The organism is Sandaracinobacteroides saxicola, from assembly GCF_014117445.1.
Classification (GTDB): domain Bacteria; phylum Pseudomonadota; class Alphaproteobacteria; order Sphingomonadales; family Sphingomonadaceae; genus Sandaracinobacteroides_A; species Sandaracinobacteroides_A saxicola.
In genome coordinates, this window is record NZ_CP059851.1 from 2,664,613 (window position 1) to 2,690,898 (window position 26,286).

26 protein-coding genes are annotated in these 26,286 nt (G+C 68.0%); 12 read left to right on the plus strand and 14 right to left on the minus strand.

From position 1 onward, the window contains the following. The first annotated feature begins 121 nt into the window (after positions 1-121). Positions 122-988 carry a cold-shock protein gene (locus H3309_RS13435; protein WP_182295188.1) on the plus strand — a complete coding sequence of 289 codons (867 nt, stop codon included), beginning with the start codon at positions 122-124 and terminating at the stop codon, positions 986-988. Between the two features lie 60 nt (positions 989-1,048). On the opposite strand, the gene H3309_RS13440 is transcribed toward H3309_RS13435, so the two are convergent. Beyond that, a complete protein-coding gene (locus tag H3309_RS13440) occupies positions 1,049-1,957 on the minus strand; it encodes a cation diffusion facilitator family transporter (protein ID WP_207791509.1) in 909 nt (302 codons plus the stop codon). Positions 1,958-2,038: 81 nt separating this feature from the next. Between H3309_RS13440 and H3309_RS16995 the strand changes: the two genes are divergently transcribed. Genes H3309_RS16995 through H3309_RS13480 form a run of 9 tightly spaced genes read left to right on the plus strand, consistent with a single transcriptional unit; the run spans position 2,039 to position 10,282 of the window. Then, positions 2,039-3,886, plus strand: coding sequence for a DUF885 domain-containing protein (locus H3309_RS16995; protein WP_243453728.1), 1,848 nt, complete (start codon positions 2,039-2,041; stop codon positions 3,884-3,886). 59 nt (positions 3,887-3,945) lie between these two features. After that, positions 3,946-4,371: an SUF system Fe-S cluster assembly regulator gene (locus H3309_RS13445; RefSeq protein WP_182298762.1), complete on the plus strand. Its 426-nt coding sequence runs from the start codon at positions 3,946-3,948 to the stop codon at positions 4,369-4,371. Further along, complete coding sequence (sufB, locus tag H3309_RS13450) at positions 4,368-5,855, plus strand: Fe-S cluster assembly protein SufB (protein ID WP_398398539.1); 1,488 nt, start codon at positions 4,368-4,370, stop codon at positions 5,853-5,855. Before H3309_RS13445 ends, sufB begins: the two co-directional genes overlap by 4 nt. Further along, positions 5,852-6,418, plus strand: a complete 567-nt coding sequence (locus H3309_RS13455; protein ID WP_243453729.1) for an endonuclease domain-containing protein — start codon at positions 5,852-5,854, stop codon at positions 6,416-6,418. The genes sufB and H3309_RS13455 overlap by 4 nt, the downstream gene beginning before the upstream one ends. Positions 6,419-6,422: 4 nt before the next feature. Beyond that, positions 6,423-7,163, plus strand: coding sequence for a Fe-S cluster assembly ATPase SufC (sufC, locus tag H3309_RS13460; RefSeq protein ID WP_182295190.1), 741 nt, complete (start codon positions 6,423-6,425; stop codon positions 7,161-7,163). Further along, positions 7,160-8,233, plus strand: a complete 1,074-nt coding sequence (locus H3309_RS13465) for a SufD family Fe-S cluster assembly protein (protein ID WP_182295191.1) — start codon at positions 7,160-7,162, stop codon at positions 8,231-8,233. The genes sufC and H3309_RS13465 overlap by 4 nt, the downstream gene beginning before the upstream one ends. After that, on the plus strand, positions 8,230-9,453 hold the full coding sequence (locus tag H3309_RS13470) for a SufS family cysteine desulfurase (RefSeq protein WP_182295192.1): 1,224 nt from the start codon (positions 8,230-8,232) through the stop codon (positions 9,451-9,453). Before H3309_RS13465 ends, H3309_RS13470 begins: the two co-directional genes overlap by 4 nt. Then, positions 9,450-9,917: an SUF system Fe-S cluster assembly protein gene (locus H3309_RS13475; RefSeq protein ID WP_182295193.1), complete on the plus strand. Its 468-nt coding sequence runs from the start codon at positions 9,450-9,452 to the stop codon at positions 9,915-9,917. Before H3309_RS13470 ends, H3309_RS13475 begins: the two co-directional genes overlap by 4 nt. Further along, positions 9,914-10,282: a HesB/IscA family protein gene (locus H3309_RS13480; protein WP_182295194.1), complete on the plus strand. Its 369-nt coding sequence runs from the start codon at positions 9,914-9,916 to the stop codon at positions 10,280-10,282. Before H3309_RS13475 ends, H3309_RS13480 begins: the two co-directional genes overlap by 4 nt. 3 nt (positions 10,283-10,285) lie before the next feature. Here H3309_RS13480 and H3309_RS13485 read toward each other — a convergent pair whose 3' ends face one another. Both H3309_RS13485 and H3309_RS13490 read right to left on the minus strand, forming a co-directional pair. Next, entirely contained in the window at positions 10,286-11,785 is a 1,500-nt protein-coding gene (locus H3309_RS13485) for an alkaline phosphatase (RefSeq protein WP_182295195.1), read from the minus strand. 54 nt (positions 11,786-11,839) lie between these two features. After that, positions 11,840-12,751 carry an isopenicillin N synthase family dioxygenase gene (locus tag H3309_RS13490; RefSeq protein WP_182295196.1) on the minus strand — a complete coding sequence of 304 codons (912 nt, stop codon included), beginning with the start codon at positions 12,749-12,751 and terminating at the stop codon, positions 11,840-11,842. A 91-nt stretch (positions 12,752-12,842) separates the two neighbouring features. Here H3309_RS13490 and H3309_RS13495 point away from each other — a divergent pair, with 91 nt between their 5' ends. Next, positions 12,843-14,477, plus strand: coding sequence for a GMC family oxidoreductase (locus H3309_RS13495; protein ID WP_182295197.1), 1,635 nt, complete (start codon positions 12,843-12,845; stop codon positions 14,475-14,477). A gap of 12 nt (positions 14,478-14,489) precedes the next feature. Here H3309_RS13495 and H3309_RS13500 read toward each other — a convergent pair whose 3' ends face one another. From H3309_RS13500 to H3309_RS13525, 6 genes are all read right to left on the minus strand, one after another. Continuing rightward, on the minus strand, positions 14,490-14,879 hold the full coding sequence (locus H3309_RS13500; protein WP_182295198.1) for a MerC domain-containing protein: 390 nt from the start codon (positions 14,877-14,879) through the stop codon (positions 14,490-14,492). Between the two features lie 44 nt (positions 14,880-14,923). Then, positions 14,924-16,201: a right-handed parallel beta-helix repeat-containing protein gene (locus H3309_RS13505; protein WP_182295199.1), complete on the minus strand. Its 1,278-nt coding sequence runs from the start codon at positions 16,199-16,201 to the stop codon at positions 14,924-14,926. A gap of 306 nt (positions 16,202-16,507) precedes the next feature. After that, a complete protein-coding gene (nadB, locus tag H3309_RS13510) occupies positions 16,508-18,133 on the minus strand; it encodes an L-aspartate oxidase (RefSeq protein WP_182295200.1) in 1,626 nt (541 codons plus the stop codon). Beyond that, complete coding sequence (locus H3309_RS13515; protein ID WP_182295201.1) at positions 18,130-19,077, minus strand: ABC transporter ATP-binding protein; 948 nt, start codon at positions 19,075-19,077, stop codon at positions 18,130-18,132. Before H3309_RS13515 ends, nadB begins: the two co-directional genes overlap by 4 nt. A 196-nt stretch (positions 19,078-19,273) precedes the next feature. Next, positions 19,274-20,683 carry a 3-isopropylmalate dehydratase large subunit gene (gene leuC, locus H3309_RS13520; RefSeq protein WP_182295202.1) on the minus strand — a complete coding sequence of 470 codons (1,410 nt, stop codon included), beginning with the start codon at positions 20,681-20,683 and terminating at the stop codon, positions 19,274-19,276. Positions 20,684-20,792: 109 nt separating this feature from the next. Then, positions 20,793-21,032, minus strand: coding sequence for a ribbon-helix-helix domain-containing protein (locus tag H3309_RS13525; protein ID WP_207791510.1), 240 nt, complete (start codon positions 21,030-21,032; stop codon positions 20,793-20,795). A 95-nt stretch (positions 21,033-21,127) separates the two neighbouring features. On the opposite strand from H3309_RS13525, the gene H3309_RS13530 reads away from it, so the two are divergent. After that, on the plus strand, positions 21,128-21,610 hold the full coding sequence (locus H3309_RS13530; protein WP_182295203.1) for a GNAT family N-acetyltransferase: 483 nt from the start codon (positions 21,128-21,130) through the stop codon (positions 21,608-21,610). A 165-nt stretch (positions 21,611-21,775) separates the two neighbouring features. On the opposite strand, the gene mltG is transcribed toward H3309_RS13530, so the two are convergent. The 5 genes from mltG to H3309_RS13555 form a co-directional block, all read right to left on the minus strand. Continuing rightward, positions 21,776-22,750, minus strand: a complete 975-nt coding sequence (gene mltG / locus H3309_RS13535; RefSeq protein ID WP_182295204.1) for an endolytic transglycosylase MltG — start codon at positions 22,748-22,750, stop codon at positions 21,776-21,778. A 1-nt stretch (position 22,751) separates the two neighbouring features. Next, positions 22,752-24,008 carry a beta-ketoacyl-ACP synthase II gene (fabF, locus tag H3309_RS13540; RefSeq protein ID WP_182298770.1) on the minus strand — a complete coding sequence of 419 codons (1,257 nt, stop codon included), beginning with the start codon at positions 24,006-24,008 and terminating at the stop codon, positions 22,752-22,754. A 123-nt stretch (positions 24,009-24,131) separates the two neighbouring features. Beyond that, positions 24,132-24,368, minus strand: coding sequence for an acyl carrier protein (locus H3309_RS13545; RefSeq protein WP_182295205.1), 237 nt, complete (start codon positions 24,366-24,368; stop codon positions 24,132-24,134). Positions 24,369-24,596: 228 nt separating this feature from the next. Then, on the minus strand, positions 24,597-25,331 hold the full coding sequence (gene fabG, locus H3309_RS13550) for a 3-oxoacyl-[acyl-carrier-protein] reductase (RefSeq protein ID WP_182295206.1): 735 nt from the start codon (positions 25,329-25,331) through the stop codon (positions 24,597-24,599). 2 nt (positions 25,332-25,333) lie between these two features. Then, positions 25,334-26,224, minus strand: coding sequence for an ACP S-malonyltransferase (locus H3309_RS13555; RefSeq protein WP_243453933.1), 891 nt, complete (start codon positions 26,222-26,224; stop codon positions 25,334-25,336). Between the last annotated feature and the right edge of the window lie 62 nt (positions 26,225-26,286).

Here is a 26,286-nt window from a genome sequence, read left to right on the forward strand (position 1 = left end):
TGTGCCGGCCAATGTGATTCACCTGCCCTCGTCACCGGACAACTCCGGCGGCGTCTGACCAGTGGATCATGCGGCGCGCAGGCGGGGCAAGGTCGTGTAGAATGAATGAGACGGACAGCGAATGAGTTACGATGACAAGCGCCGCGGACACCGCGGCCGTGGGAACGACCGGAAGCGTGGCGGCGACGATTTCGAGGGCGGCGATTTTGGCGGGGGCGGCTTCGGCGGCGGCTTTGGGGGTGATCGCGGCGGCTTCGGCGGCGGCGGGCGCAGCTTCGGCGGCGGCGGCTTCGGCGGTGGCGGCAGCAGCTTCGGCGGTGGCGGCGGCAGCCGCTTCGGCGGCGGTGCTGCTGGCGGCGGCGGCGGTTTCGGTGGCGGCGGGGGTGGCTTCGGCGGCCCGCGGCGGGACATGAACCCCGGCATCGTCGTCGGCCAGGGCAAGGGCCAGGTCAAATTCTTCAACGCGCAAAAGGGCTTCGGCTTCGTCGTCCGTGAAGACGGTGGCGAGGATGTGTTCCTGCACATCAGCGCCGTGGAGCGCGCCGGCCTCAGCGCCATCGCCGATGGCCAGCCGATCGAGTTCACGCTCACCGAACGCAACGGCCGGGTGTCGGCAACCGACATCTCGCTGATCGGGGAGCCGCTGCCGGTCGCCGAGCGCGCCCCGCGCCCGCCCCGCGAAGGCGGCTTCGGCGGTGACCGCGGTGGCTTCGGCGACCGTCCGCCCCGGCCGGCCGGGGGTGGCTTCGGCAACCGCCCGCCGCCGCAGACGGACGGCACGCGCTATGAAGGCACGGTCAAATTCTTCAACGCGCAAAAGGGCTTCGGCTTCGTCTCGCGCGATGATGGCGGCGCCGACGCCTTCGTCCACATCAGCGCGGTCGAACGCGCCGGCCTGTCGGACCTGGCGCCCAACCAGAAGCTCAGCTTCGAACTGGAAACCGACCGCCGCGGCAAGCAGGCGGCCGTCAACATCGAAGTCATCTAACGCCGGCCTCAATCCGGACCAAGGCCGCTCTCCCCCCGGAGAGCGGCCCTTTTCATGCCCTCAGCAGGGCAGATGCTCGCACTCGTGCAGATGGCTGGTCTCCAGCTGCAACGTCGCATGGCCGATGCCGAAGCGCGCCCGCAGCCCGTGTTGCAGCGCATGCAGCACGGCGTCGTCGCTTCCCGCCGGCCGGACCAGATGCGCGGTCAGCGCCGGCTCGGTCGCGCTGATCGGCCAGATGTGCAGGTCATGCACCGCCGCCACCCCCGGCTGCTGCATCAGCCAGGCCCGCACCTCGCCGACATCGATGTGCGCCGGCGCGCTGTCCATCGCCAGGTCGAGCGACTCGCGCAGCAGCCGCCAGCTGCCCGCCACGATCACGCCCACGATCAGCACGCTCGCCAGCGGGTCGATCCACGCCGCCCCCGTCCACAGCATCAGCGCGCCCGCCACCACCACGCCGGCCGAGACCGCCGCGTCCGCCAGCAGGTGCAGCACCGCCGCCCGCCGGTTCACGTCGCCGGCCTGACCGCCGCTCAGCAACCAGGCCGAGCCGCCATTGACCAGGATGCCCAGCGCCGCCACCGCCATCACCACGCCCCCCGGCGGCGTCGCCGCATGTCCCCCCAACAGGCGCGACGCGGCCTCCGCCAGGATCGCGCCGCTCGCCAGCAGCAGCAGCAGGCAGTTCACCAGCGCCGCCAGCACGCCGGCCTTGCCGAAGCCATAGGTGCGCTTTTCCGCGCCCGGCCGCGTCGCCAGCCACGCCGCCCCGCCCGCCAGCAGCAGCCCCACCACATCCGACGCATTGTGCCCCGCGTCCGCCAGCAGCGCCGTCGAGCCGACCGCGAACCCCGCCCCCAGCTGTACCGCCACGATCAGCAGGTTTAGCGCGATCCCCACGCCATAACGCCACCCCGCCACCGGATGACCGTGCCCGCCATGCCCATGATCGTGATGATGGCCCATGCGCGTTTCATAGGTCACCCGGCCCCGAACCGCAAAGCCGCCCCTTCCCAGCCGCCACCATTGGGATATGAAGGCGCCATCATGAAGGGACCCCCGATGTTTCGCATCCTGCTGCTCACCACCGCGCTCCTTGCTGCCCCCGCCATCGCGCAAGCCGCCGCCACCCCCGCCACCGCGCCACAACCCGCCAGCCAGGACCAGGCGCTCGCCGCCTTCTTCGACAGCTTCGACCAGGCGCAACTGGCCCTCAACCCGCAGGCGAAGACCCAGCGCGGCATCCGCGACGCCGACTATGGCAAATGGACCGACGGCAGCGACGCCGCGGAGACCGCCCGCTACGCCCTGGGTCAGGACAGGCTCGCCGCGATGAAGCGCCAGTTCGACCCGGCGCGATTGTCGCCGCAATCACGCCTCAGCTATCGCCTGTTCGAATACCGCATGACCCGCGCCGCACGCGCCTGGCCGTTCCGCCATTATGATTTCGAGTTCGACCAGATGAACGGCGTGCAGAGCGGCGCCCCCGCCTTCCTCATCAACCTGCACCGCGTCGCCAACCGGGCCGAGGCCGACGCCTACCTCAGCCGCCTGAACGGCATGGGCGCCGTGATGGACCGGGCGATCGCCAACGCGCTCGCCGCCGAGAAGAAGGGCGTCGTCCCGCCGCGCTGGACCTTCCCCTATGTCATCGCCGACGCCCGCAACGTCATCACCGGCGCGCCGTTCGATGGGGGTGCCGATTCAGCGCTCTTCGCCGATTTCAAGGGCAAGGTGGCGAAGCTCGACCTGCCACAGGCCGACAAGGACGCGCTGGTCGCCGCCGCCGCGCGGGCGCTCACCACCATCGTCAAACCCGCCTACACCCGCGTCATCGCCTTCGCCGAGGCGCAAGCCAAGCGCGCCCCCGCCGGCGACGGCGCCTGGCGCTTCCCCGAAGGACGCGCTTATTATGCCGAACGCCTCGCCAACTACACCACCACCACCATGACCGCGGCGCAGATCCATGCGCTCGGCCTGGCCCAGGTGGCGCGCATCCATGGCGAGATGACCGCGATCAAGGACCGCGTGGGTTTCAAGGGCGACCTGAAGGCCTTCTTCAAATATATGCGCGAACGGCCGGAGAATTTTTACCCCAACACCGCCGAAGGCCGGCAGATGTATCTCGACGAGACCGGCAAGGTCATGGCCGCGATGACCGCGAAGCTGCCCGATTATTTCAGCCCCGCTGCCACCCCGCGCGATCCGCTCACCATAAAGGCTGTCGAGCCCTTCCGCGAAAAATCCGCCGGCAAGGCCTTCTACCAGCGCCCCGCGCCCGACGGCTCCCGCCCCGGCGTCTATTATGTCAACCTCTACGACATGCGCGACATGCCCAACATCGAGCTGGAGGCGCTCGCCTTCCACGAGGGCGTGCCCGGCCACCATCTCGATGGCTCGGTCACCTCGAAGCTCACCGGCCTCCCGCCCTTCCGCCGCTTCGGCGGCTTCACCGCCTGGAGCGAGGGTTGGGGCCTCTATGCCGAAAAGCTCGGCAAGGACATGGGCTTCTACACCGACCCCTACCGCGATTTCGGCCGGCTCCAGCTGGAACTGCACCGCGCCATCCGCCTGGTGGTGGACACCGGCCTGCACGACAAGCGCTGGAGCCGCGAAAAGGCGATCCGCTATGTGGAGGACAACAGCGCCGACGCGCCCGGCGGCATCGTGAAGGCCATCGAACGCTACGCCGTTTTCCCCGGCCAGGCCACCGCCTACATGGTCGGCCGCCTGAAGATCAGCGAGCTGCGCGACCGGGCGCAGCGCGAACTCGGCCCGAAATTCACCATGGCCGGTTTCCACGACGCGGTGCTGTTGAACGGCGCGGTGCCGATGGACGTGCTGGAGGAAAATGTGAACGCGTGGATCAAGGCGACGAGGGCCGGCCGACCTTGATTTCCCGGGCGCGCCACGCTAATTCGGAACAAATCGCTCCGAATTGAGGACCGCCCGTGATTCGCCTCTCCAATCTTGCCGATTATGCCGTCGTGGTGATGACCGTCGCCGCGCGGGAGCGGGGAATGGTGTCGGCCGCGCAGATCGCGGACAAGGCCGGCATCCCCGCGCCGACGGTCGCCAAGCTGATGAGCGCGCTCAGCCGTGCCGGCCTGCTCATTTCCAGCCGGGGCGCTGCCGGGGGCGCCACGCTCGCCCGCTGCACCGCCGGCATCACGCTCGCCGAGATCATCGAGGCGATCGAAGGCCCCATCGCGCTTACTGCCTGCGTCCACGATGCCGGCGATTGCGCGCTGACCGGCAGCTGCGCCGTCCGCCCGCACTGGGCGCCCGTCAACCGTGCCGTGCGCCAGGCGCTCACCCGCGTGACGCTCGCCGAGCTTGCCGGCGCGCCCGCCGCGGCCCGCACCCTGGAAATGGCATGATGGACGAGATTCTGACACCTGTGCGCAACGCCGAGGCCGCCGCCGCGGTCGAGGACACCTCCACCTACAAATGGGGTTTCTCCAGCGACATCGAACAGGATTTTGCGCCCAAGGGCCTCACCGAAGACACCGTCCGCTTCATCAGCGCCAAGAAGAACGAACCCGCCTGGATGCTGGACTGGCGGTTGAAGGCGTTCCGCCACTGGCTCACCATGACGCCCCCCGATTGGGCGAAGCTCGACATCGCGCCCATCGACTATCAGGACGCCTATTATTATGCCGCGCCCAAGGCGAAGCCGAAACTCGGCAGCCTGGACGAGGTCGATCCCGAAATCCTGCGCGTCTATGAAAAACTCGGCATCCCTATCGAGGAGCAGAAGGTGCTCGCCGGCGTCGAAGGCGCGCGCAAGGTTGCGGTGGACGCCGTGTTCGATTCGGTCAGCGTCGCCACCACCTTCCGCGAGGAGCTGAAGCGCGCCGGCGTCATCTTCCTGTCGATCAGCGAGGCGATCCGCGAATATCCGGAGATGATCCGCAAGCATCTGGGCAGCGTGGTGCCGATGCGGGACAATTATTTCGCATGCCTGAACTGCGCGGTCTTCTCGGACGGCACCTTCGTCTATGTGCCCAAGGGCGTGCGCTGCCCGATGGAGCTGTCCACCTACTTCCGCATCAACGCCGAAAACACCGGCCAGTTCGAACGCACGCTGATCATTGCCGATGAAGGCAGCTATGTCAGCTATCTCGAAGGCTGCACCGCGCCGATGCGGGACGAAAACCAGCTGCACGCCGCGGTCGTCGAGCTGGTCGCCGAAACCGACGCCGAGATCAAATATTCGACCGTGCAGAACTGGTATCCCGGCGACAAGGACGGCAAGGGCGGCATCTATAATTTCGTCACCAAACGCGCGCTGTGCCACGGCGCGCGGTCAAAAGTCAGCTGGACGCAGGTCGAAACCGGCAGCGCCATCACCTGGAAATACCCCAGCTGCGTGCTCTCCGGCGAAAACAGTGTCGGCGAATTCTATTCCGTCGCCGTCACCAACAACCGCCAGCAGGCCGACACCGGCACCAAGATGATCCACCTGGGCGCCGGCACGCGCAGCACGATCATCAGCAAGGGCATCAGCGCCGGCCGCAGCAGCAACGCCTACCGCGGCCTTGTCCGCGTGGGGCCGGGCGCGGAGGGCGCGCGCAACTTCACCCAGTGCGATTCGCTGCTGCTGGGCGATCAATGCGCCGCGCACACCGTGCCTTACATCGAAGTGAAGAATCCCTCTGCACAGATCGAGCACGAAGCCACCACCAGCAAGATCAGCGACGACCAGCTCTTCTACACCCTGCAACGCGGCCTGAACGCGGAAGAAGCCGTCAGCCTGATCGTCAACGGCTTCTGCAAGGAAGTGCTGCAACAACTCCCGATGGAATTCGCGGTCGAAGCGCAGAAACTGCTGGGCGTGAGTCTTGAAGGGAGCGTGGGGTGATCGCCGGTGGTGATGCCCCTAGCATCTCCCCTCCCCTTCAGGGGAGGGGCCGGGGGTGGGGTCTCTCCGCCGAGCGCCGTGCCGAAATCCAGAAATACGCCCGCGACAACCGCAACAACGCCACCGCCGCCGAACGCCGGCTGTGGAAATATCTCTCCCGCGCCCAACTCGGCGGCTACAAGTTCCGCCGCCAGGCCGCGATCGGGACGGCGATTGCCGATTTCCTCTGTCCGCAGAAAGCGCTGATCCTCGAAGTGGACGGCGCAACCCACGTCGATCCCGATGCAGACGCGCGCCGTGACCAACGACTGGCGACACTCGGTTTCGTGGTGCACCGCGTCACCAACGAAGATGTGCTGACCCGTCTCGACGATGTGCTGCGCGGCCTCTGGTTGTTGCTGGAGTCGCTCCCGGATCGATGGCCGTCCCGTGCGACACCGCCCCACCCCTACCCCTCCCCTGAAGGGGAGGGGAAACGCGTTGCTACGACACACCTCCCCTTCCATTCAAGGGAGGGGCCGGGGGTGGGGACGTCACAAATAATCGCTGGAACATCAGGTTAAAAGCATGCTCACCATCCACAACCTCCACACCACGGTCGCCGACAAGCCGATCCTCACCGGCCTGTCGCTCACCGTCAACGCCGGCGAGGTCCATGCCATCATGGGCCCCAACGGCGCCGGCAAGTCGACGCTCGCCTACACGCTGGCCGGCCGCCCCGGCTATGAGGTCACCGAAGGCAGCGTCAGCTTCGAAGGCGAGGACCTGCTCGCCCTCGACCCGCACGAACGCGCCGCGCGCGGCCTGTTCCTCGGCTTCCAATATCCCGTCGAAATCCCCGGCGTCTCCAACCTGCTCTTCCTGCGCACCGCCCTCAACGCCCAGCGCAAGCTTCGCGGCGAAGCCGAAGCCTCTGGCGCCGAGTTCATGAAGCTCATCAAGACCGAAGCCGAGGCGCTCGGCCTCTCCATGGACATGCTGAAACGCCCCGTGAACGTCGGTTTCTCCGGCGGCGAGAAGAAGCGCAACGAGGCCGTCCAGCTCGCCATGCTCGGCACCAAACTCGCCGTGCTCGATGAAACCGACAGCGGCCTCGACATCGACGCGCTGCGCGTCGTCGCCGACGGCATCAACCGCTTCCGCTCGCCCGCGCGCGCCGTGCTCCTCATCACCCACTACCAGCGCCTGCTCGATTATGTCCGGCCCGATTTCGTCCATGTCCTGATGGGCGGCCGCATCGTCGAATCCGGCGGCCCCGACCTCGCGCTCCGCCTCGAAGCGCAGGGCTATGAACGGCACGCCGCATGATCGCGCTCCCCTCCCGCAAGACCGAAGGCTGGCGCTGGGCCGACCTGCGGCTGGCGGGAACGCTGGGTGGCGAAGCGCCGCCCGCGAACGACGATCTGCCGGCGCTCAACTGGCTCGCCGGCGACACGCCGCAGCTGCTCATCGTCGGCGGCCGGCTGCACCATGCGGACAATGCCCGTTTCGGCCGCGATCCCGACCGCGCGCTGCCCGCCCACCCGCTCGCCGACATCGCCGCCGCCGAAGCCCAGGGCGGCCTCATCTGGGACGCCCAGGGTGACGCCGGCATCGTGCAGGTCACCCACCTCGCCACCGGCGGCGCCGCGCATGTCGCCCACCGCATCCGCGTCGCCGCCGGCGCCCGCGCCACGCTGGTCGAACAGGTGATCGATCAGGACCATGACGCCTGGTCCAACCTCCGCCTCGATGCCGAGGTTGCCGAGGGCGGCAGTCTGGAACGCATCCTCCTCATCTCCGGCACCTCTGCACTCAACAGCGAGCGCGTCGCTGTCACGCTCGCCGCCCATGCCCGCTTCCGCCAGACCGTCCTCGTCGCCGGCGGCTCCTCCGCCCGCATCGAGGCGCATGTCATGCTGGCCGGCGAAGGCGCGCACGCCGATATCGATGGCGTCATGCTCGGCACCCGCGCGCAGGCGTTCGACGCGCTTACCCGGCTCACCCACGCCGTCCCCGGCACCTCCTCGGCGCAGAAATGGCGCCTGGTCGCCGGCGGCCAGGCGCAGGTGTCGGTCAGCGGCGGCGTCACCGTCGCGCCCCAGGCGCAGAAAACCGATGCCGAACAGTCGTTGCGCGGGCTGGTGCTGGCGCGCACCGCCGCCGTCAACGTCAAGCCGGAACTGGAAATCTTCGCGGATGACGTGAAATGCGCCCACGGCTGCGCCATCGGCGAGCTCGACCGCGCTGCCCTCTTCTACCTGCAATCGCGCGGCCTCCCCCGCATGCAGGCGCAGGCGCTCCTCACCAGCGCCTTCATCGCCGACGGCCTCGCCGGCATCGGGCCAGAGGGCGTCCGCACCGCGCTCCAGGCCCTCGCCGAAGGCTGGGCGCCATGAACCTGTCCTTCCCCCTCGCCGCACGCATCCCCGCCGCCCTGGACGTGCGAGACCAGTTCCCCGGCATCGGTGACTGGGCCTATCTCGACACCGCCGCCACCGCGCAGAAACCGCAGGCCGTGATCGACGCCATCGCCCGCGCCTATGGCCCCGATTACGCCACCGTCCACCGCGGCGTCTATGCCCGCAGCGCCAACATGACCGAGCGCTACGAGGCCGCGCGCGAGACCGTCGGCCGCTTCATCGGCGCCCGCGCGGACGAGATCATCTTCACCCGCGGCGCCACCGAGGGCATCAACCTCATCGCGCAAAGCTGGGGCAACGCCAACATCGCCGCCGGCGACCGCATCCTGCTGACCCAGCTCGAACACCACAGCAACATCGTCCCCTGGCGCCTCCTCGCCGACCGCACCGGCGCGCACATCGATGTCGCCCCGCTCACCCCCGATGGCGCGATCGACACCCCCGCCCTCATCGCCCTCCTCACCCCGCGCACCAAAATCGTCGCCATCGCCCATGTCTCGAACGTGCTCGGCGGCATCGCCGACGTACCCACCATCGCCGCCGCCGCCCACGCCGCCGGCGCGAAACTCCTCGTCGATGGCTGCCAGGCCGCCCCACGCCTCGCGCTCGACATGGCCGCGCTCGGTGCCGATTTCTATGTCTTATCCGGCCACAAGCTCTACGGTCCCACCGGCATCGGCATCCTCTGGGCCCGCGCCGACCTCCTCGCTGCCATGCCCCCCTGGCAGGGCGGCGGTGCCATGATCGAAAGCGTCGCCTTCGACTGCGTCACCTACGCCGCCCCACCGCTGCGGTTCGAGGCCGGCACGCCGCACATCGTCGGCGCCGTCGCGCTGGCCGCCGCGGTCGACTGGGTGGAAGCCATCGGGGTCGAGCGCATCCACGCCCACGAAACCCGCCTGCTGGCCGAAGCCCGCGCCGCGCTCGCCGGCGACAACCGCCTGATCCTGCACGGCCCCGCCGACAGCGCCGGCATCCTCAGCTTCAGCCTCGATGGGGTGCATCCACACGACATCGGCACCATATTGGACGAAGGCGGCGTCGCCATCCGCGCCGGCCACCATTGCGCGCAGCCACTGATGGCCTGGCTCGGCGTCCCCGCCACCGCCCGCGCCAGCTTCGGCGCCTACAGCAATGCCGATGACGTCGACAAACTGGTCACGGGCATGAAAAGGGTAAGGAAGATTTTCGGATGAACGAACCCCGCCGCTTCGACGTCGAGATCATCGACGAAGCCCCCGCCCTGCCGCGCGGTTTTGTTGCGCCAGAGGCGCGCAACAACGGCTCGGTGCAGCCCCGCGAGCGCGACTATCTCGAAGGCTTCCTCGCAAAGAAGCCCGAACCCGCGCCGGAAAGCGGCGGCGAGCTTTACGACAATATCATCGCCGCGCTGCGCGACATCTTCGACCCGGAAATCCCGGTCAACATCTACGACCTCGGCCTGATCTATGGCGTCGAGATCGACGACGGCCATGTCGTCGTCAACATGACGCTCACGACCCCCCACTGCCCGGTCGCCGAATCCATGCCCGGCGAGGTCGAGCTGCGCGTGATGTCCGTCCCCGGCGTCGCCACCTGCGAAGTCAACCTGGTCTGGGATCCGCCTTGGGACCCGGGCAAGATGGCCGACGAAGCCCGCCTCGAACTGGGAATGCTATGACCACCGAAACCCTGCCCCGCCCCGCCCGTGCCCGCCCGGCCCCCATCACGCTGACCGACGGCGCGCACGCCCGCATCGCCAGCCTGATGGCCCGCGCCCCCGAAGGCACCGCCGGCGTCCGCCTCTCCACGCCGAAACGCGGCTGCTCCGGCCTCGCCTATTCGATCGACTATGTCGCCACGCCGAAACCCACCGACGAAGCCATCCCCACCCCCGGCGGCACGCTGTTCGTCGATGGCGCGTCGCTGCTCTACCTGATCGGCAGCGTGATGGACTGGCAGGAGGACGACTTTACCGCCGGCTTCACCTTCAACAACCCCAACGCCAAGGGCAGCTGCGGCTGCGGCGAAAGCTTCACGGTCTGACCGCTATTTCCATCCCAAAGCCTGCGCCATGATGTGAAAGATCGTGTTCTGCTCGATCACCCCGCTCACCAGCGCGCTCCCCGGCCCCACTGCGAACAGCGCCACATCCTCCCCGCCATGCGTCTCGCTGTCCAGGCCGTGCAGCTTGTTCGCCAGATAATTCTTGTCCGTCGGGGGCAGCTGCCGGCTCAGCACCGTCTGCCCGATCCTGCCTTCGAACGGCCCGTTCTGATAGCCCAGCGTGGTCATCGGCACGCCCCGGTCATCCAGCGCAAACCCCTCCGGCGTCAACCCGGTGCGCGATTCCCCGCCCCCCACCGGCTTGATATAGCCCAGGATGTCATTTCCCCGCTCCGGATAGCCGGCGATGGTGAACACATGGCTGTGATCCGCTGTCACCAGGATCAGCGTGTCCGGCCCCACCAGCTTCTGCAGCGCCGCCACCGTGTCCGACAGCTCCACCGTCTCGTCCAGCGCGCGATAGGGGTTGGTGGCATGATGCGCATGGTCGATCCGTCCCGCCTCCACCATCAGGTAGAAGGGCTTGCCCGTCGCCTGCAACCGCCGCACGGCAAAGCTCGCCATCTCGGGGAGTGACGGCTCCACCGCCGGATCGCGATCCGCCCGGTAACTGATATGGTCATCGTTGAACAAGCCCAGCACCGGGCCTTTCCCGCTCGCGCTCAGTGCCCGGAACGTCCCCGCCTCCTCGACATAGCTGCCGGCGGGAAAGCGCTTCTTCCACTCGTCGCGCAAATCGCGGCCATCGTCGCGCGTGCCGCCGGCGTCGATCGGCACGAACCGCGCCCGTCCGCCCCCCAGCACCACATCCAGTCCGCCGCCCGGCGCGAACGCCACCAGCTGGCTGGCGATGTCGGTGCAGGCGTTGGACCGCTGCATCTCCGGCCAGCTGCGGTCGCGCGCCTCCCAGTTGCGGCTCGGCACATGGGCATAGACGGCAGCCGGCGTCGCATGGGTGATCCGCGTCGTCGTCACCACCCCCACCGCCATGCCCTGGCCCTTGGCGATCTCCGCCATGTTGCGCGGAAATTCGGCCGGCGTCGCGCAAGTCTCCGGCGTCTGGTCCTGCCGCATCCCGATCATGCCGATCTTCGTCTTGATGCCGGTGTTGAACGCGCTCGCCGTCCCCGCGCTGTCCGGCACCTGGGCGTTGGTGTTGTAGGTCTTCACCATCGCCAGATGCGGAAAGCGCTCGAAACTCAGGCTGTTCTCCTCGCCGAACTCGGCGAACCCCGCGGCCTTCGTCTTCTGCTGCTTCTCGAAAATCCGCGCCGCGGTGATGGTCGAAATCCCCATCCCGTCGCCCACCAGCAGGATGACATTGCGCGCGCGGGCCGGCTTCACATCCTTCAGCCGCTCCTTCAGCTGCTCGCGGCCGATGCCCCAATATTCGTCCACCGTCGCCGGCCCGCCCAGCACCTGCGCAGTGGCCGGCGCGGTCAGCGCGATGGCGGTCACACAACCAAGAAACAGGCGGAACATGCTGGCTCTCCCCGATGGAATGCCCCTGTCTGCCCAGCCAACCTTGCCGCATTGTTACAGCAGTTTGATTTCCCGTAACCGTTGCATCAGATAGTCATTCGCCGTGATCGGTGCCGCATCCCCGTGCATCGGCTGGATCAGATAATCCGGCCGGTAATGCAGGAAAAACGGCGTCGAATAGCGCGGCAGGTGGCGCCGCGCCGGCGCCGGGTTCACCACCCGGTGCGTGGTGGAGGGCAGCAGCCCGCCGGTGAAGCGTTGCAGCATGTCGCCGATGTTGCACACCAGCGTCCCCGGCGGTGCCTCCACGTCCAGCCACTCGCCGTTGGACAGCAGCTGCAACCCCGCCTCGTCCGCCCCCAACAGCAGCGTGATGACATTGATGTCCTCATGCGCCCCGGCGCGGATCGGCCCGGCGTCCTCGCTGACCGGCGGATAGTGCAGCAGCCGCAACACGCTGTTGCCGTCGCGGCACGGATCGTCGAAGGCGTCCGGCGCCAGCCCCAGATGCACCGCGACCGCGCGCAGGATGCGCCGCCCCGCCGCGTCCAGCGCGTCGAACAGCGCCAGCGCCGCGCCACGGAATTCGGGCACCATCGCCGGCCAGATGTTCGGCGGCATGAAGGCCTCGAACGGGTGCCCCGGCGGCAGCTCCCGCCCGACATGCCAGAACTCCTTCAGGTCATGGTGCGTCGCGTCCTTCGCCGTCTCCACCCCGAACGGCGTGAACCCGCGCGCGCCCCCCTGGCCGGGCACCAGCGCGCCGCGCTTCACATCCTCGGGCAGTGCGAAAAATGCCCGCATCGCCGCCAGCGCGTCCGCCACCACCGCGTCGGGCACGCCATGGCCGCTCACCACGGCGAACCCCGTCCGCCGGAAACTGTCCCCGAACGCCGCGGCGGCCGCGGCCAGGTCCTCCTCCACCTGGGTCAGCGGGATCGGCGCGATATCGGCAAAACGGGTCATCCCCCATCCTACCGCCCTCGCCCCACCGCAAGCAACAGGTTGAGACGATCAACCATAAGCGCCACAGTCGCGTCCGAGGGAGAGGGACACGATGGCACCCGGAGAATATGATTACATCATCGTCGGTGCCGGCAGCGCCGGCTGCGTGCTGGCGAACCGGCTCACCGCCGACGGCAAGGCCACCGTGCTGCTGCTGGAGGCCGGCGGCAAGGACTGGAACCCCCTCATCCACATCCCCGTCGGCTATGCCCAGACGCTGAAGGACCCCAGCGTCAACTGGCTCTACCAGACCGACGAGGACCCGGAGACCGGCAACCGCCCCCATGTCTGGCCGCGCGGCAAGGTGCTCGGCGGCTCCTCCAGCATCAACGGCCTGATCTACGTCCGCGGCCAGATGGCCGACTTCGACGGCTGGTCGCAGCTCGGCGCCACCGGCTGGGGCGCCGCCGACGTGCTCCCCTATTTCAGGCGCGCCGAGAATAACGAGCGCGTCAAGGACGAGCTGCACGGCAACGACGGCCCGCTGCACGTCACCGACCCGCGCGACCATCACCCCGTCTCCGACGCCGTGATCGAAGGCGGCAAGGAACTCGGCCTGCCCTTCAACAATGACGTCAACGGCGAGAGCCAAGACGGCATCAGCTATTTCCAGCTCACCATCAAGGATGGCCGCCGCTGGTCCACCGCCATGGCCTATCTCCGCCCCGCGATGAAGCGGCAGAACCTCCGCGTCGAAACCGAAGCGCATGTCGCCGCCGTGCTGTTCGACGGCAAGCGCGCCACCGGCATCCGCTACCGCCAGGACGGCCGCACCATCGAGGCGAAGGCGCGCCGCGAGGTCATCCTCTCCGGCGGCGCCGTCAACTCGCCACAGCTGCTGGAACTCTCCGGCATCGGCGACCCCGACATCCTGAAGGCCGCCGGCGTGGCGGTGCGCCACGCCTTGCCCTCGGTCGGCACCAACCTTCAGGATCATTATGTCGTCAGCGTGCAATATCGCCTGAAACCCGGCGTCATCAGCGTCAACGAGATGAGCCGCGGCTGGCGCCTGATGGTGGAAGCCGCCAAATATGCGACGCAGCGCAAGGGCTTGCTCACCCTGTCGGCCGCCCACGTCCAGGCCTATATCCGCACGCGTCCCGGCCTCGCCGGGCCGGACGTGCAATATCACATCCTGCCCGCCACGGTGGACATCGAGAAGTTCGTGACGACGCAGCTGTGGGAGCTGGAGAAGGTCCCCGGCCTCACCATCGCGCCGTGCCAACTCCGCCCGGAAAGCCGCGGCACCATCCACATCGGCAGCGCCGACCCCTTCGTGCAGCCGCGCATCAAGCCCAATTACCTCTCCGCCGAACTCGACCGGGTCACCATCGTCGAAGGGCTGAAATGGGCGCGCAAGCTGGCAAACACCAAGGCGCTCGAACCCTATGTCGCGCACGAACTCTACCCCGGCCCCGATTGCCAGGACGATGCCGGCTTCCTGCAATTCGCGCGCGAATCGGGCTCCACCATCTATCACCCGGTCGGCACCTGCCGCATGGGCACCGATGCCGACGCCGTCGTCGATCCCGCCGGGCGGGTCCATGGCATCGCCGGCCTGCGCGTCGTCGATGCCTCGATCATGCCGCGCCTGGTCAGCGGCAACACCAACGCCGCCACCATCATGATCGCCGAGAAGATCAGCGACGCCATCCTCGCCGACGCGCGGGCGAAGCTGGCGGCGTAGCGCCAGCGGCGCTCAAAACCGTCTGCGAATCGCGTTCCAGTTGATCCAGTGCCCGGCGGCCACCAGCAGTCCGCCGGTCACGGTGGCGAACTGCTCCGCCAGCCCGTGGATGCTCGCCCCCAGCGCCATCAGCGCGAACCCCGTCACCGCCAGCGCCAGCGGCACCTGCCGCGCATGCCGCGCCCGCCCGCGCCACAGCGCCCAGGCGCTCACCGGCGCGGCCAGCGCGATCAACAGCCAATGCGTCGCATGATTGTGCCCGCCGTTGATCCCGGCGAGCGTCGGCAGCAGCAGCGCCCCCAGCGGCAGCGCCAGGCAATGCACCAGGCAAAGGCTGCTCAACAGCGCCGCCCAGCCATCGGGCGAGCGCAACAGGGGCGGTTCTGGCTCGGCCGGGGACATGACCTTGCCATGTAACAAAGTCACATCCCCGTCAAGCCATCACCTTACTCGTCATACTCCCCGCCGTTCCGCGCCATCGTCGCCAGCCGCGACAGCGCCGCGCCATAGCGCGTCTCGATCACGCTCGCCGCCACGCTGCCGATCTCGCTCGTGGGCGTAAACCCCGCCAGCGCCAGCGCCGCCTCGCTGCCGGCCCTCACCCGGAAACTGTTGATCGCTGGGTTCAGCATCGCGACATTCCCCGTGAACTGCGCCGCCGTTTCCGCCCCCGTCGGATAGATGCTGTCGGCGAGGTCGATGTTCGCGCTCTGCGTCGGCGTCGCATTCTCCAGGTACAGCAAGGGCATGATGTTGCGGCTCAGCGAGATGCTTGTCGAGTTGCGCAGCAGGATGGCCGGCTCGTGGGTGAAATCCGGGCTGCTTACCAGCGTGTTCTTCGACACCGTGATGCTCTTTGAATCAGCAACGCTGATGCCGTTGCGCATCGCCCCGAAATACAGGTTGTTGCTGATGTTGATGCTGCCGTGGTTATAGGCCGGGTTGCCGGTCTCGTTGCGGATGAAAATCCCCTGGGCCTGCCAGTTGTTCAGGATCATGGCGTTGTTGGTGAAGGTCAGCCCCGTGCTCGCCACCGGCACCGCCCCGGCATAGACCTGGATCGAATCGCTGTGATCCCCCAGCGCCAGGTTCGGCCGGATTTCCCGGAACAGGTTGCGGTCGAACACCACGTCGCGTGCGGCCTGCAGGTTCACGGCCTCCCGAACCACCGAGAAACTGTTTGAAACCAGCAGCATATCCTGCGCGCCGTCCGAAAAGAAAGCGATCCGTGCCTCGCTGAAACTGTTGCCCATCAACAGGATGCGGGCACTGTTCATCACGCGCACATGCATCCCGTCGTCATTGGGATCATCGTTGCGCGTGCCATAGAAATTGCACGACGTGAACCGGATGTCGCTGCTGTCGCGCACGAACACCGCGGCTGCGGTCTGGCCTTCCCCCGGCTGCAGCGCATGCGACACATCGATGGCATGAAAGCGCAACCGGCTGCTGTTGCGCACGAACATGTCGGTGAACACCGCGCGCGAGCTGCTGGCGGAGCGGATGCGCACATCCGCCGGCGGGTTGATCGATTGCAGGTTCAGCACACCATAATTGCCCGGCGCCAGCGCGATATCCGCCGGCTGGGTGATGGTCTTCAACAGCGCGACAAGCTCGGCACTGCTGCTGGCGTTGAAAACGGGAATCGATTGCGCCTGCACCGAAACCGATAGCAGCACAGCCGGAATCACCGGCGCCACGCGCCGGATCAGAAACGAAATCATGGAATTATCGACCTTTTATTATTGCGTGAAAGACCACGCTATTGTTGCAATCTGCCGTGCCCTTGTTTCACATGCCGCGTCAAAGCCAACGCGACGAAACGTGCGCCGAATCTGTCCAGCCACACGGATACCAAGGAAGTTTGAACATTTCGCACCAATCGCCCAGCGCTTTCCACAGCAGCCTGCGACCCTGGCCAGCCCCACCGCCGGTGTGCGCCCCTTGGCGCCACACTCAACAAATGTCGAGCATAATTTAATTCGTATTAACTATGTTTACACTTATCATGTCCGATTATCGGCAGGCGGTCAGATATTCGGATATAATACCGTGTCCCGCGCCGGCTCCACCTGCCCCGGATAATCGCTGGTGAAATGCAGCCCGCGCGATTCCTTCCGCGCCGCCGCCGAGCGCACGATCAGGTCACTCACCTCCACCAGGTTGCGCAGCTCGATAAGGTCGGGCGTCACCCGGAAGGCACCATAATAGGCGGCGATCTCCGATTTCAGCAACGCCACCCGGTGCGCCGCCCGCTCCAGCCGCTTGTCGGTGCGCACGATCCCCACATAATCCCACATGAAACGGCGCAGCTCCGCCCAATTGTGGCTCACCACCACTTCCTCGTCGCTGTCGGTCACCCGGCTCTCGTCCCAGTCGCGCACCGCCGGCGGCGCCGGCGTATCGCCCAGCCGCGCGATGATGTCATCGGCCGCGCTCGCGCCATAGACCAGGCACTCCAGCAAGGAGTTGGACGCCATCCGGTTCGCCCCGTGCAGGCCCGACTGGCTTACCTCGCCGATGGCATACAGCCCCGGCAAATCCGTCCGCCCGTGCCGGTCCACCAGCACCCCGCCGCAACTGTAATGCGCCGCCGGCACCACCGGAATCGGCTGCGTCACCGGGTCGATCCCCAGCTCGCGCAGCCGCTTCACGATGGTCGGAAAATGCCCCTCCACGAACGCCGCCGGCAGATGCGTCATGTCCAGCAGCACATGGCTCAGCCCCAGCCGCTTCATCTCGGCATCGATGGCGCGCGCCACCACGTCGCGCGGCGCCAGCTCCTCGCGCGGGTCATAGCGGTCCATGAACCGCCGCCCCGCCGCCACGCCCCGCTCGGCATCCGCGGCCTTCGGCGGCAGCCGCAGATGCCCGCCCTCGCCGCGCATCGCCTCGGTGATCAGGAAATTCTTCACCACCGGATGGAACAGGCAGGTCGGATGGAACTGGTTGAACTCCATGTTCGACACCCGGCATCCCGCCCGCCACGCCATCGCCATGCCATCCCCCGTGCTGCCGTCGGGGTTCGTCGAGTAGAGATAGACCCGGCTCGCCCCGCCGGTCGCCAGCACCGTCGCCCGCGCCCGCAGCGTCTCCACCCGGCCGCTCGCCACGTCCAGCGCATAAAGCCCGTGCGCCCGCCGCTCGCTGAAGCCGTGCGCCGCCACATGCCGGTCGGTCACCAGGTCGATCGCCAGCCTGCCGCTCAGCAGCGTGATGTTCGGCTGCGCCCGCGCCGCCCGCTCCAGCGCCTGCTGCACCGCCCAGCCGGTCGCGTCGTCGACATGCACGATCCGCCGCGCGCTGTGCCCGCCCTCCCGCGTCAGGTGCCAGCGCTCGCTCACCGTCTCGCCCGGGTTGAACGGCACGCCCAGCGCCGCCAGCCGCTCGATCGCCGCCGGCGCATGCTCCACCACAAACTCCACCGTGCGCCGGTCGTTCAACCCGGCGCCGGCCACCATCGTGTCCTCGATATGCGCCTCGAACGTGTCGCCCTCGTCCAGCACCGCGGCGATCCCGCCCTGCGCCCAGGCGGTCGATCCGGCGCTGATCTCCCCCTTGCTCAGCACCGCCACCCGCGCATGCGGCGCCAGGTTCAGCGCGGCCGTCAACCCGGCGGCGCCGCTTCCCACCACGATCACGTCGAAATCGCTCAACCCGCCACCCCGTCCTGCGCAACCCCGTGCCGTGCCGTCAGCGCCAGGAACACATCCTCCAGGTCGGCCTCCTTGGTGGTCACATCGACAATGCCATGCCCGTCCGCCACCAGCGCCGCCAGCACCGCGCCGGCATTGGTCTCCCGCTTGTCAAAACCATAGGTGACGATGTTCGGCGTCGCCGCCTCCACCTCGCCGCGCCGCGTGCCCTGCACCAGTGGCGGCGATCCTACCGGCCGGTCGAGCGTCACCCGGATCACCTTCTCCTGCGCCCGCGCCAGCAGCACCGGCGTCGCCTCATTGGCGACGATCCGCCCCTGGTCGACGATGGCAATGCGGTCGCACAGCGCCTCCGCCTCCTCCAGATAATGCGTCGTCAGGATGACCGTCACACCATCGGCATGCAGCGTCTTCACATAGGCCCACAGCTGCTGCCGCAGCTCGATGTCCACCCCCGCGGTCGGCTCGTCCAGGATCAGCACGGGCGGATTGTGCACCATCGCCTTCGCCACCATCAGCCGCCGCTTCATCCCGCCGGACAGCGTGCGGGAATAGACATGCGCCTTGTCGTCCAGCCGCACCGCCCGCAACAGCTCCATCGTCCGGCGTTTCGCCCTGGGCACGCCGAACAGCCCGGCCTGCAACTCCAGCGTCTCGAACGGCGTGAAGAAAGCGTCGAACAAAATCTCCTGCGGCACGATGCCGATGCTGGCCTTGGCATTCCGCGGATGCGCGTCGATATCGAACCCCCACACGGTCGCCTGCCCGGCGCTCTTGTTCACCATCCCCGCCAGGATGTTGATCAGCGTCGATTTCCCGGCACCATTGGGCCCCAGCAACCCGAACAAGGACCCGCGCGGCACATCCAGATCGATGCCATGCAACGCCACCTTGCCATTGCCATAGGTCTTGGCCAGACCCTTCAGACTAATGGCGTTGCTCATTTTTTGTTGACCAGCTGCGCCGGAGCGAGGTCGCGTTCCCGCATCACGCTCAGAGACCGTTTGAGAAATTGTCCAGGCCGACGGCGAAAATGGTGATTTGCGAGCACCGAAGCGCAGCGACCTTCAGGGTCGTGAGCATCGGAGCGCAGCAAATCGCCATTTGCAGCCCGGCATGGACGATTTATCAGACGGTCTCTCACGCGGTCACCAGCTGCCGCACATCCGTCAGCCGTCCCGTCACCGCCGCCGCCGCCGCCATTGCCGGCGACAGCAGGTGCGTCCGCGCACCCGGCCCCTGCCGCCCGACGAAATTGCGGTTGCTGGTGCTGGCGCAGCGCTCGCCCGCCGGCACCTTGTCCGGGTTCATCCCCAGACACATGCTGCACCCCGGCTCGCGCCAGTCGAACCCGGCCTCGATGAAGATCGTGTCCAGCCCCTCGGCCTCCGCCTGCCGCTTCACCAGGCCGCTGCCCGGCACCACCAGCGCCTGCCGCACATTGCTGGCCACCCGCCTGCCTTTCGCCACCGCCGCCGCGGCGCGCAGATCCTCGATCCGGCTGTTGGTGCAGCTGCCGATGAAGATATTCTCAACCGCCACATCCTCCAGCCGCATGCCGGGCGTCAGGCCCATATAGGCGAGCGACTTCTCCACCGCCGCCCGCTTGTGCGCCTCGAAACTCTCCAGCGAAGGCACCACGCCGGTGATCGGCGCCACATCCTCGGGGCTGGTGCCCCAGGTCACCAGCGGCGCGATCTCGTCACCGCGCAGCACCACCTCCCGGTCGAACCGCGCATCCGCATCGCCCGGCAGCGTCCGCCACCAGTGCAGCGCCGCATCCCAGTCCGCCCCCGTCGGCGCGCGCGGCCGACCCTTCACATAATCGAACGTCTTCTCATCGGGCGCCACCAGCCCGGCCCGCGCCCCGCTCTCGATCGCCATGTTGCACAGCGTCATGCGGCCTTCCATGCTCAGGTAGCGCACCACATCGCCTGCATATTCGATGACATGCCCGGTGCCACCGCCGGTGCCGATCGCGCCGATGATCGCCAGCGCCACATCCTTCGCGCTCACCGAAAAACCCAGCGCGCCATCAACGGTCACCCGCATGTTCGCCGACTTGCGCAGCAGCAGCGTCTGCGTCGCGAACACATGCTCCACCTCTGACGTGCCGATGCCGAACGCCAGCGCGCCAAAGGCGCCGTGCGTCGCGGTATGGCTGTCGCCGCAGACCATGGTCACACCGGGCAGCGTGAATCCCTGCTCCGGCCCGATCACATGCACGATGCCCTGCTCGGCGGCGTTCATCGCGATATGCTCGATGCCGAAATCGCGGCAATTCGCCTCCAGCAACCGCACCTGCTCCGCGCTTTCGGGATCGGCGATGGCGGCAAAGCGGTTGTTGGTCGGCACATTATGGTCGGGCACCGCCAGCGTCAGGTCGGGCCGCCGCACCCGCCGTCCGGCGACCCGCAGCCCCTCGAACGCCTGCGGCGTCGTCACCTCATGGATCAGGTGCCGGTCGATGAAGATCAACGCGGTGCCATCCGCCCGCGTCGCCACCACATGGTCGTCCCAAATCTTGTCGTAAAGCGTCCGTCCCATCATCCCGCCCGGTTAGGCCCGGTGCGCAAAGGGGTCAAGAAAAGCCACTCCCCTCCCCTTGAGGGGAGGGGTTGGGGGTGGGGACGTCATGCAACCTGCCTCCGGACAATCGTCAAGGCCGGTGATCCCACTCGGCACGCATCGCCATTTGATAGGCCAGCCCATCCTCATAGGGCCGTCCCGCATCCGCCCAACCCCCGAACTGCGCCATCAACCGCTCCTTGCGCCGCGCATTCAGCCATTCATCGATCGCCTCGCGCACCAGCGCCGCCCGCGACGTCCCGCCCTCCCGCGCCATCGCATCGAGTATCGACACCTGCTCATCCCTCAGATCGACCAGTGCACGCATCATGCATTTCCGAATGATATACAGGCACATATCACACCCCCTCCCGATTTCAACGCCCGCCCTTGCACCCCCTCCGCCGCCATGCCACCCCACGCCGCATGACCGACATCGCCCTCACCGATCCCCTCCCCGGCGACTGGTGCCACATGGCGCTCCGCCACTGCGAAACCTACATCGACGGGTTCGGCTATCCGCCGGTCTTCGAAACCTACGCGCTCGCCGTCATCGCCCAGATGGCGCAGGACTACAGCCCCCCGCGCGACCGGCTGATCGTCGCCCGCCGCGGCAGCCAACGCCTCGGTACCATCGCCATCCGCTTCACCGATGATGAGACCGCACAGCTCCGATTCCTGCTGCTCGAACCGGCGGCGCGCGGCGCGGGCCTCGGCCGCCGCCTGGTCGCCGCCGTCATCGACCATGCCCGCGCCCACGCCGCCCGCACGCTGTTCCTTGAAACCGCCAGCGACCTCGCCCCCGCCCGCGCCCTCTACGCCGCCGCCGGCTTCCGGCTGGAAAGCGCCGAACCCGTCGATTTCCTGCCGCCCGGCGTCACCAGCGAACGCTGGAGCCTCGTCCTGTAGCGCCGGTCAGAAAAGGCTTGACCGAATCAGCGCAAGATGATAACCATATCGGTTACACACAACATTTCCCCCCGAACCGACGCGCCAGTGCAGGAAAAAAGAACAAAAACGCAAAAATCGTCAAGATTTCATTCTTGTCACATTCACCCAAGCACCTGAACGCCCTCACATTTCCCCACGTGAACGCCGAACATCATACCATTTCGCCACATTGGCCCGATGCTCGTCATAGCTCCGCGCAAAGATGTGCCCGCCCTTCCCGTCGGCCACGAAGAACAGATAGTCATGCCGCTCCGGATCGAGCACCGCGGCGATGCTGTCGCGCCCCGGATTGGCGATCGGCCCCTTCGGCAGGCCCGGCCGGACATAGGTGTTATAGCCGGTATCCCGCCGCAGCTCGCTCAGCCGGATGCGCCGGCCCAGCGGCTTGCCCTGGGTGATCGGATAAATGACGGTCGGATCGGCATCCAGCTTCATCCCCACCCGCAGCCGGTTGGAATAGACGCCCGCGATCCGTCGCCGCTCGCTTGCAATCGCGGTCTCCTTCTCCACGATCGCCGCCAGCGTCACCGCCTCCGCCTTGCTCTTCACCACGCTGTGGCCTTTGCGCGTCGGCCACAGCGCCTCCAGCGTCCGGACCATCCCGTCCTGCATCCGCTTCAGCACGGCGGCGCGCGTCTCGCCCGCCTTGTAGTCCCAGGTCGCCGGTAGCACGCTGCCCTCCGCCGGCACCTCGACCGGCCCCACCAGATCATCCGCCGCCCGCAGCCGCTCGGCCACCATGATGCTCGGCCAGCCCTCGGGGATCACGATGCGCGAGCGGATCACATCGCCCGCCTGCATCTTCTCCAGGATGCGCCCCCAGCCCAGCCCGCGCGGGATCTCATAGCGGCCGAACTGCACGGCGCGATCCCCCCCGAACAGCCGCGCCATCACCCGGAAGCCCTCGGCGCTCGCCACCACGCCCGCCGCTTCCAGCGCCCGCGCCGCGCCCGCGACCGAGGCGCCCTTCGGCACCGTCACCACCACCGCCGCGGCGCCGGGCGGCGCGTCCCGCACCCACAGCCAGCTCAACCCGGCACCCAGCGCCACGATCAGCGCGAAGCCCGCGATGGCCAGCAGCGACAGCCGCCGCATCATGTCAGACCGGCTTGACGATCAGTGTCGCGTTCGTCCCGCCAAAGCCGAAGCTGTTGTTCAACACCGCCCGCACCCGGCGCTCTTTGGCCACATGCGGCACCAGGTCCACCCCCAGGCAGCCGTCCGACGGATTGTCCAGGTTCAGCGTCGGCGGCACCACCTGGTCGCGCAGTGCCAGGATGCAGAAGATCGTCTCCACCGCCCCGGCACCGCCCAGCAGATGGCCGATGGCGCTCTTGGTGCTGCTCATGCTGACATTGTCGATGGCGCTGCCGAACAGCCGCTTCACCGCGCCCAGTTCCAGCTCGTCGCCCAGCGGCGTCGAGGTGCCATGCGCGTTGATATAGTCGATGTCCGCCGGCGCCAGCCCGGCACGCTTCAGCGCCATCTCCATGCTGCGATAGGCGCCCCGCCCCTCGGGATGCGGCGCCGTCACATGATGGGCGTCCCCCGTCAGGCCATAGCCCACCACCTCGCCATACATTTTCGCGCCGCGCTTGCGCGCCCGCTCATACTCCTCCAGCACCACCATCCCGGCGCCCTCGCCCATCACGAAGCCGTCCCGGTCCTTGTCATAGGGCCGGCTCGCCCGCGTCGGCTCGTCGTTGAACGCGGTCGAGAGCGCCCGCGCCTGGGCGAAGCCGGCGATCCCCAGCGGGCAGATCGCCCCTTCGGCGCCGCCCGCCACCATCACGTCGGCGTCGCCCAGCCCGATCATCCGCGCCGCGTCGCCGATGGCATGCGCACCCGTCGAACAGGCCGTCACCACGGCATGGTTCGGCCCCATCAGGCCATATTTGATCTGCACCTGGCCGCCGATCAGGTTGATCAGCCGGCCATGGACGAAATGCGGGCTCACCCGCCGCGGCCCCTTCTCGTGGCACACGATGCTCTCATGCTCGATGCCGGGCAGCCCGCCGATGCCGGCCCCCATCATCGTGCCGGCCATCAGCCGCTCTTCCTCGCTCATGTCAGTCAGGCCGGCATCCTCCAGCGCCTGCCCCGCGGCGTCGATGCCATAGATGATGAACGGATCGACCTGGCGCTGCACCTTGTGATCGACGCGCAGGTTGGCATCGAACGCGCCCTCGCCACTGGTCTTCACCTCGCAGGCGATGCGCGCCACTTGGTTGCTGGCATCGAAGCGCGTGATCGGCCCGGCGCCCGATTCGGATGCCAGCAGCCGCCGCCACACCGTCGCCACGTCCGCGCCCAACGGCGTCACCAGCCCCAATCCCGTGACCACAACACGACGCATCATCGTCTCCCTTGTCCCCGCCATACCCGTAGCGCGCGCACCACCGCTTCTCAACAGGCCCTTACAAGCGAACGGCCCCCCGGTTTCCCGGGAGGCCGCTCAACGCCCCTCGAAGGGCCTGGCTTATTTCCCGTTCGCCGCGATGAAATCGATGGCGTTCTGCACCGTCAGGATCTTCTCCGCGGCATCGTCCGGAATCTCCACGCCGAACTCATCCTCGAACGCCATCACCAGCTCCACCGTGTCCAGGCTGTCGGCGCCCAGGTCGTCGATAAAGCTCGCCTCGTTCGTGACCTTGTCGGCCTCCACCCCCAGATGCTCGACAACGATCTTCTTCACCCGGTCTGCGACATCGCTCATGGTTCGGCCCTCTGGTTTGGGTTGTTTCAACGGCAGCGATAGCCGTGCCCGCCACCCCGCGCAAGCCTCACCCCATGACATGACGTCGGACGGGTTCGGCGCACCAGACCCGCTGGCGGTCGGCAAAGCCGCCGCTGGCGGGCCTGCCGCCCCGCCCCGCCGTCCGATGGCTTCGCGAGTCTGCACCCATCGTCCGCTCGCTCCACGATCGGACGATGGGTGCCGCCGCTACGCCATATACATGCCGCCATTCACCGCCAGCGTCTGCCCGGTGACATAGCGCGCCTCGTCGCTCGCCAGATACACCACCGCCGCCGCCACATCCGCGCCCGTCCCCAGCCCGCCGGCCGGGATCCGCCCCAGCAGCGCCGCCTTCTGCGCCTCCCCCAGCGCGTCGGTCATCGGGCTTTCGATGAACCCCGGCGCCACGCAATTCACCGTCACCCCCCGGCTCGCCACCTCCTGCGCCAGCGCCTTAGAGAGGCCGATGATGCCGGCCTTGGACGCGGCATAGTTCGCCTGCCCCGGATTGCCGGTCTGCCCCACCACGCTGGTGATGCTGATGATGCGCCCGGCGCGGGCCCGCATCATCGGCTTCAGCGCGGCGCGCGCCAGCCGGAACGTCGCCTCCAGGTTGACGGTGATCACCGCCTGCCAGTCCTCGTCGTTCATCCGCATCGCCAGCCCGTCGCGGGTGATGCCGGCATTGCACACCAGGATGTCCAGCTGGCCCAGCGCTTCCACCGCCGCCGGCACCAGCGCATCCACCGCCGCCGCGTCATCCAGCCGACACGGCAGCACCACGCTTCCCGGCAGCTCGCCGGCCAGCGCCGCCAGCGCGTCGGCGCGCGTCCCCGACAGCGCCACCCGCGCGCCGCGCGCCGCCAGCGCGCGGGCAATGGCGCCGCCGATCCCGCCGCTCGCGCCGGTCACCAGCGCGGTCTTTCCGCCCAAATCGAACATGCTCACAAATCCTTCAACAGCGCTTCGATGTCCGCCATGCCCACCACGCTCGTCACCGGCGCGTCGGGCGCGATGCGCTTCCCCATCGGCCCCAGCACCTTGCCGCCCAGTTCCACGAACCGCGCCACGCCGGCCCCTGCCATCCACAGCACCGATTCCCGCCAGCGCACCACGCCCGTCACCTGCTCCACCAGCAGCGCCTTGATCGTGGTGGCGTCGCTCACCGCTTCCGCCCGCACATTGGCCACCAGCGGCACCACCGGGCCGCGCAGCGCCGCGCCCGCCAAGGCCGCCGCCATCGCATCCGCCGCCGGCGCCATCAGCGGGCAGTGGAAGGGCGCCGACACCGGCAACAGCACCGAATGGCGCGCGCCGCGCTCCTTCGCCAGCCGCATCGCCCGCGTCACCGCCTCGACATGACCGGAGACCACCACCTGCCCCGGCGCATTGTCATTGGCGGCCGCGCACACCTGGTCCTGCGCCACTTGCGCCGCGATCGCCACCACCTCGTCATAGCCCAGCCCCAGCAGCGCCGCCATCGCGCCGACCCCCGGCGCCACCGCCGCCTGCATCGCCTCGCCACGCACCCGCAGCAACCGGGCCGTCTCGGCGACGCTCAGCGATCCGGCCGCGCACAGCGCCGAATATTCGCCCAGGCTGTGCCCCGCCACATACGCCGCCTTGTCCGCCAGCCGCACGCCGCCCTCGCGCTCCAGCACCCGCAGCACCGCCAGGCTCACCGCCATGATCGCCGGCTGCGCGTTGGCGGTCAGCATCAGTTCCTCGTCCGGTCCCTCCCGCATCAGGCGCGACAGATGCTGCCCCAGCGCCTCATCCACCTCCTCGAACAGCTCGCGCGCCACCGGGCTGGCGTCCGCCAGCGCCGCGCCCATGCCGACCGACTGGCTGCCCTGTCCCGGAAAGATGAATGCCTTGGTCAAACCCATGCTCCATG

Bases quoted from the DNA above. Each gene is read 5' to 3' on its own strand.
- H3309_RS13470 (WP_182295192.1), top strand. From the start codon at position 8,230: ATGAACCTGTCCTTCCCCCTCGCCGCACGCATCCCCGCCGCCCTGGAC.
- H3309_RS13435 (WP_182295188.1), top strand. From the start codon at position 122: ATGAGTTACGATGACAAGCGCCGCGGACACCGCGGCCGTGGGAACGAC.
- H3309_RS13530 (WP_182295203.1), top strand. From the start codon at position 21,128: ATGACCGACATCGCCCTCACCGATCCCCTCCCCGGCGACTGGTGCCAC.
- sufB (WP_398398539.1), top strand. From the start codon at position 4,368: ATGATGGACGAGATTCTGACACCTGTGCGCAACGCCGAGGCCGCCGCC.
- H3309_RS13480 (WP_182295194.1), top strand. From the start codon at position 9,914: ATGACCACCGAAACCCTGCCCCGCCCCGCCCGTGCCCGCCCGGCCCCC.
- fabG (WP_182295206.1), bottom strand. From the start codon at position 25,331: ATGTTCGATTTGGGCGGAAAGACCGCGCTGGTGACCGGCGCGAGCGGC.
- H3309_RS13515 (WP_182295201.1), bottom strand. From the start codon at position 19,077: ATGAGCAACGCCATTAGTCTGAAGGGTCTGGCCAAGACCTATGGCAAT.
- H3309_RS13545 (WP_182295205.1), bottom strand. From the start codon at position 24,368: ATGAGCGATGTCGCAGACCGGGTGAAGAAGATCGTTGTCGAGCATCTG.
- H3309_RS13500 (WP_182295198.1), bottom strand. From the start codon at position 14,879: ATGTCCCCGGCCGAGCCAGAACCGCCCCTGTTGCGCTCGCCCGATGGC.
- H3309_RS13485 (WP_182295195.1), bottom strand. From the start codon at position 11,785: ATGTTCCGCCTGTTTCTTGGTTGTGTGACCGCCATCGCGCTGACCGCG.
- sufC (WP_182295190.1), top strand. From the start codon at position 6,423: ATGCTCACCATCCACAACCTCCACACCACGGTCGCCGACAAGCCGATC.
- H3309_RS13505 (WP_182295199.1), bottom strand. From the start codon at position 16,201: ATGATTTCGTTTCTGATCCGGCGCGTGGCGCCGGTGATTCCGGCTGTG.
- H3309_RS13475 (WP_182295193.1), top strand. From the start codon at position 9,450: ATGAACGAACCCCGCCGCTTCGACGTCGAGATCATCGACGAAGCCCCC.
- H3309_RS13440 (WP_207791509.1), bottom strand. From the start codon at position 1,957: ATGGGCCATCATCACGATCATGGGCATGGCGGGCACGGTCATCCGGTG.
- fabF (WP_182298770.1), bottom strand. From the start codon at position 24,008: ATGCGTCGTGTTGTGGTCACGGGATTGGGGCTGGTGACGCCGTTGGGC.
- leuC (WP_182295202.1), bottom strand. From the start codon at position 20,683: ATGATGGGACGGACGCTTTACGACAAGATTTGGGACGACCATGTGGTG.
- mltG (WP_182295204.1), bottom strand. From the start codon at position 22,750: ATGATGCGGCGGCTGTCGCTGCTGGCCATCGCGGGCTTCGCGCTGATC.
- H3309_RS13555 (WP_243453933.1), bottom strand. From the start codon at position 26,224: ATGGGCGCGGCGCTGGCGGACGCCAGCCCGGTGGCGCGCGAGCTGTTC.
- H3309_RS13495 (WP_182295197.1), top strand. From the start codon at position 12,843: ATGGCACCCGGAGAATATGATTACATCATCGTCGGTGCCGGCAGCGCC.
- H3309_RS16995 (WP_243453728.1), top strand. From the start codon at position 2,039: ATGAAGGGACCCCCGATGTTTCGCATCCTGCTGCTCACCACCGCGCTC.
- H3309_RS13525 (WP_207791510.1), bottom strand. From the start codon at position 21,032: ATGATGCGTGCACTGGTCGATCTGAGGGATGAGCAGGTGTCGATACTC.
- H3309_RS13465 (WP_182295191.1), top strand. From the start codon at position 7,160: ATGATCGCGCTCCCCTCCCGCAAGACCGAAGGCTGGCGCTGGGCCGAC.
- H3309_RS13490 (WP_182295196.1), bottom strand. From the start codon at position 12,751: ATGACCCGTTTTGCCGATATCGCGCCGATCCCGCTGACCCAGGTGGAG.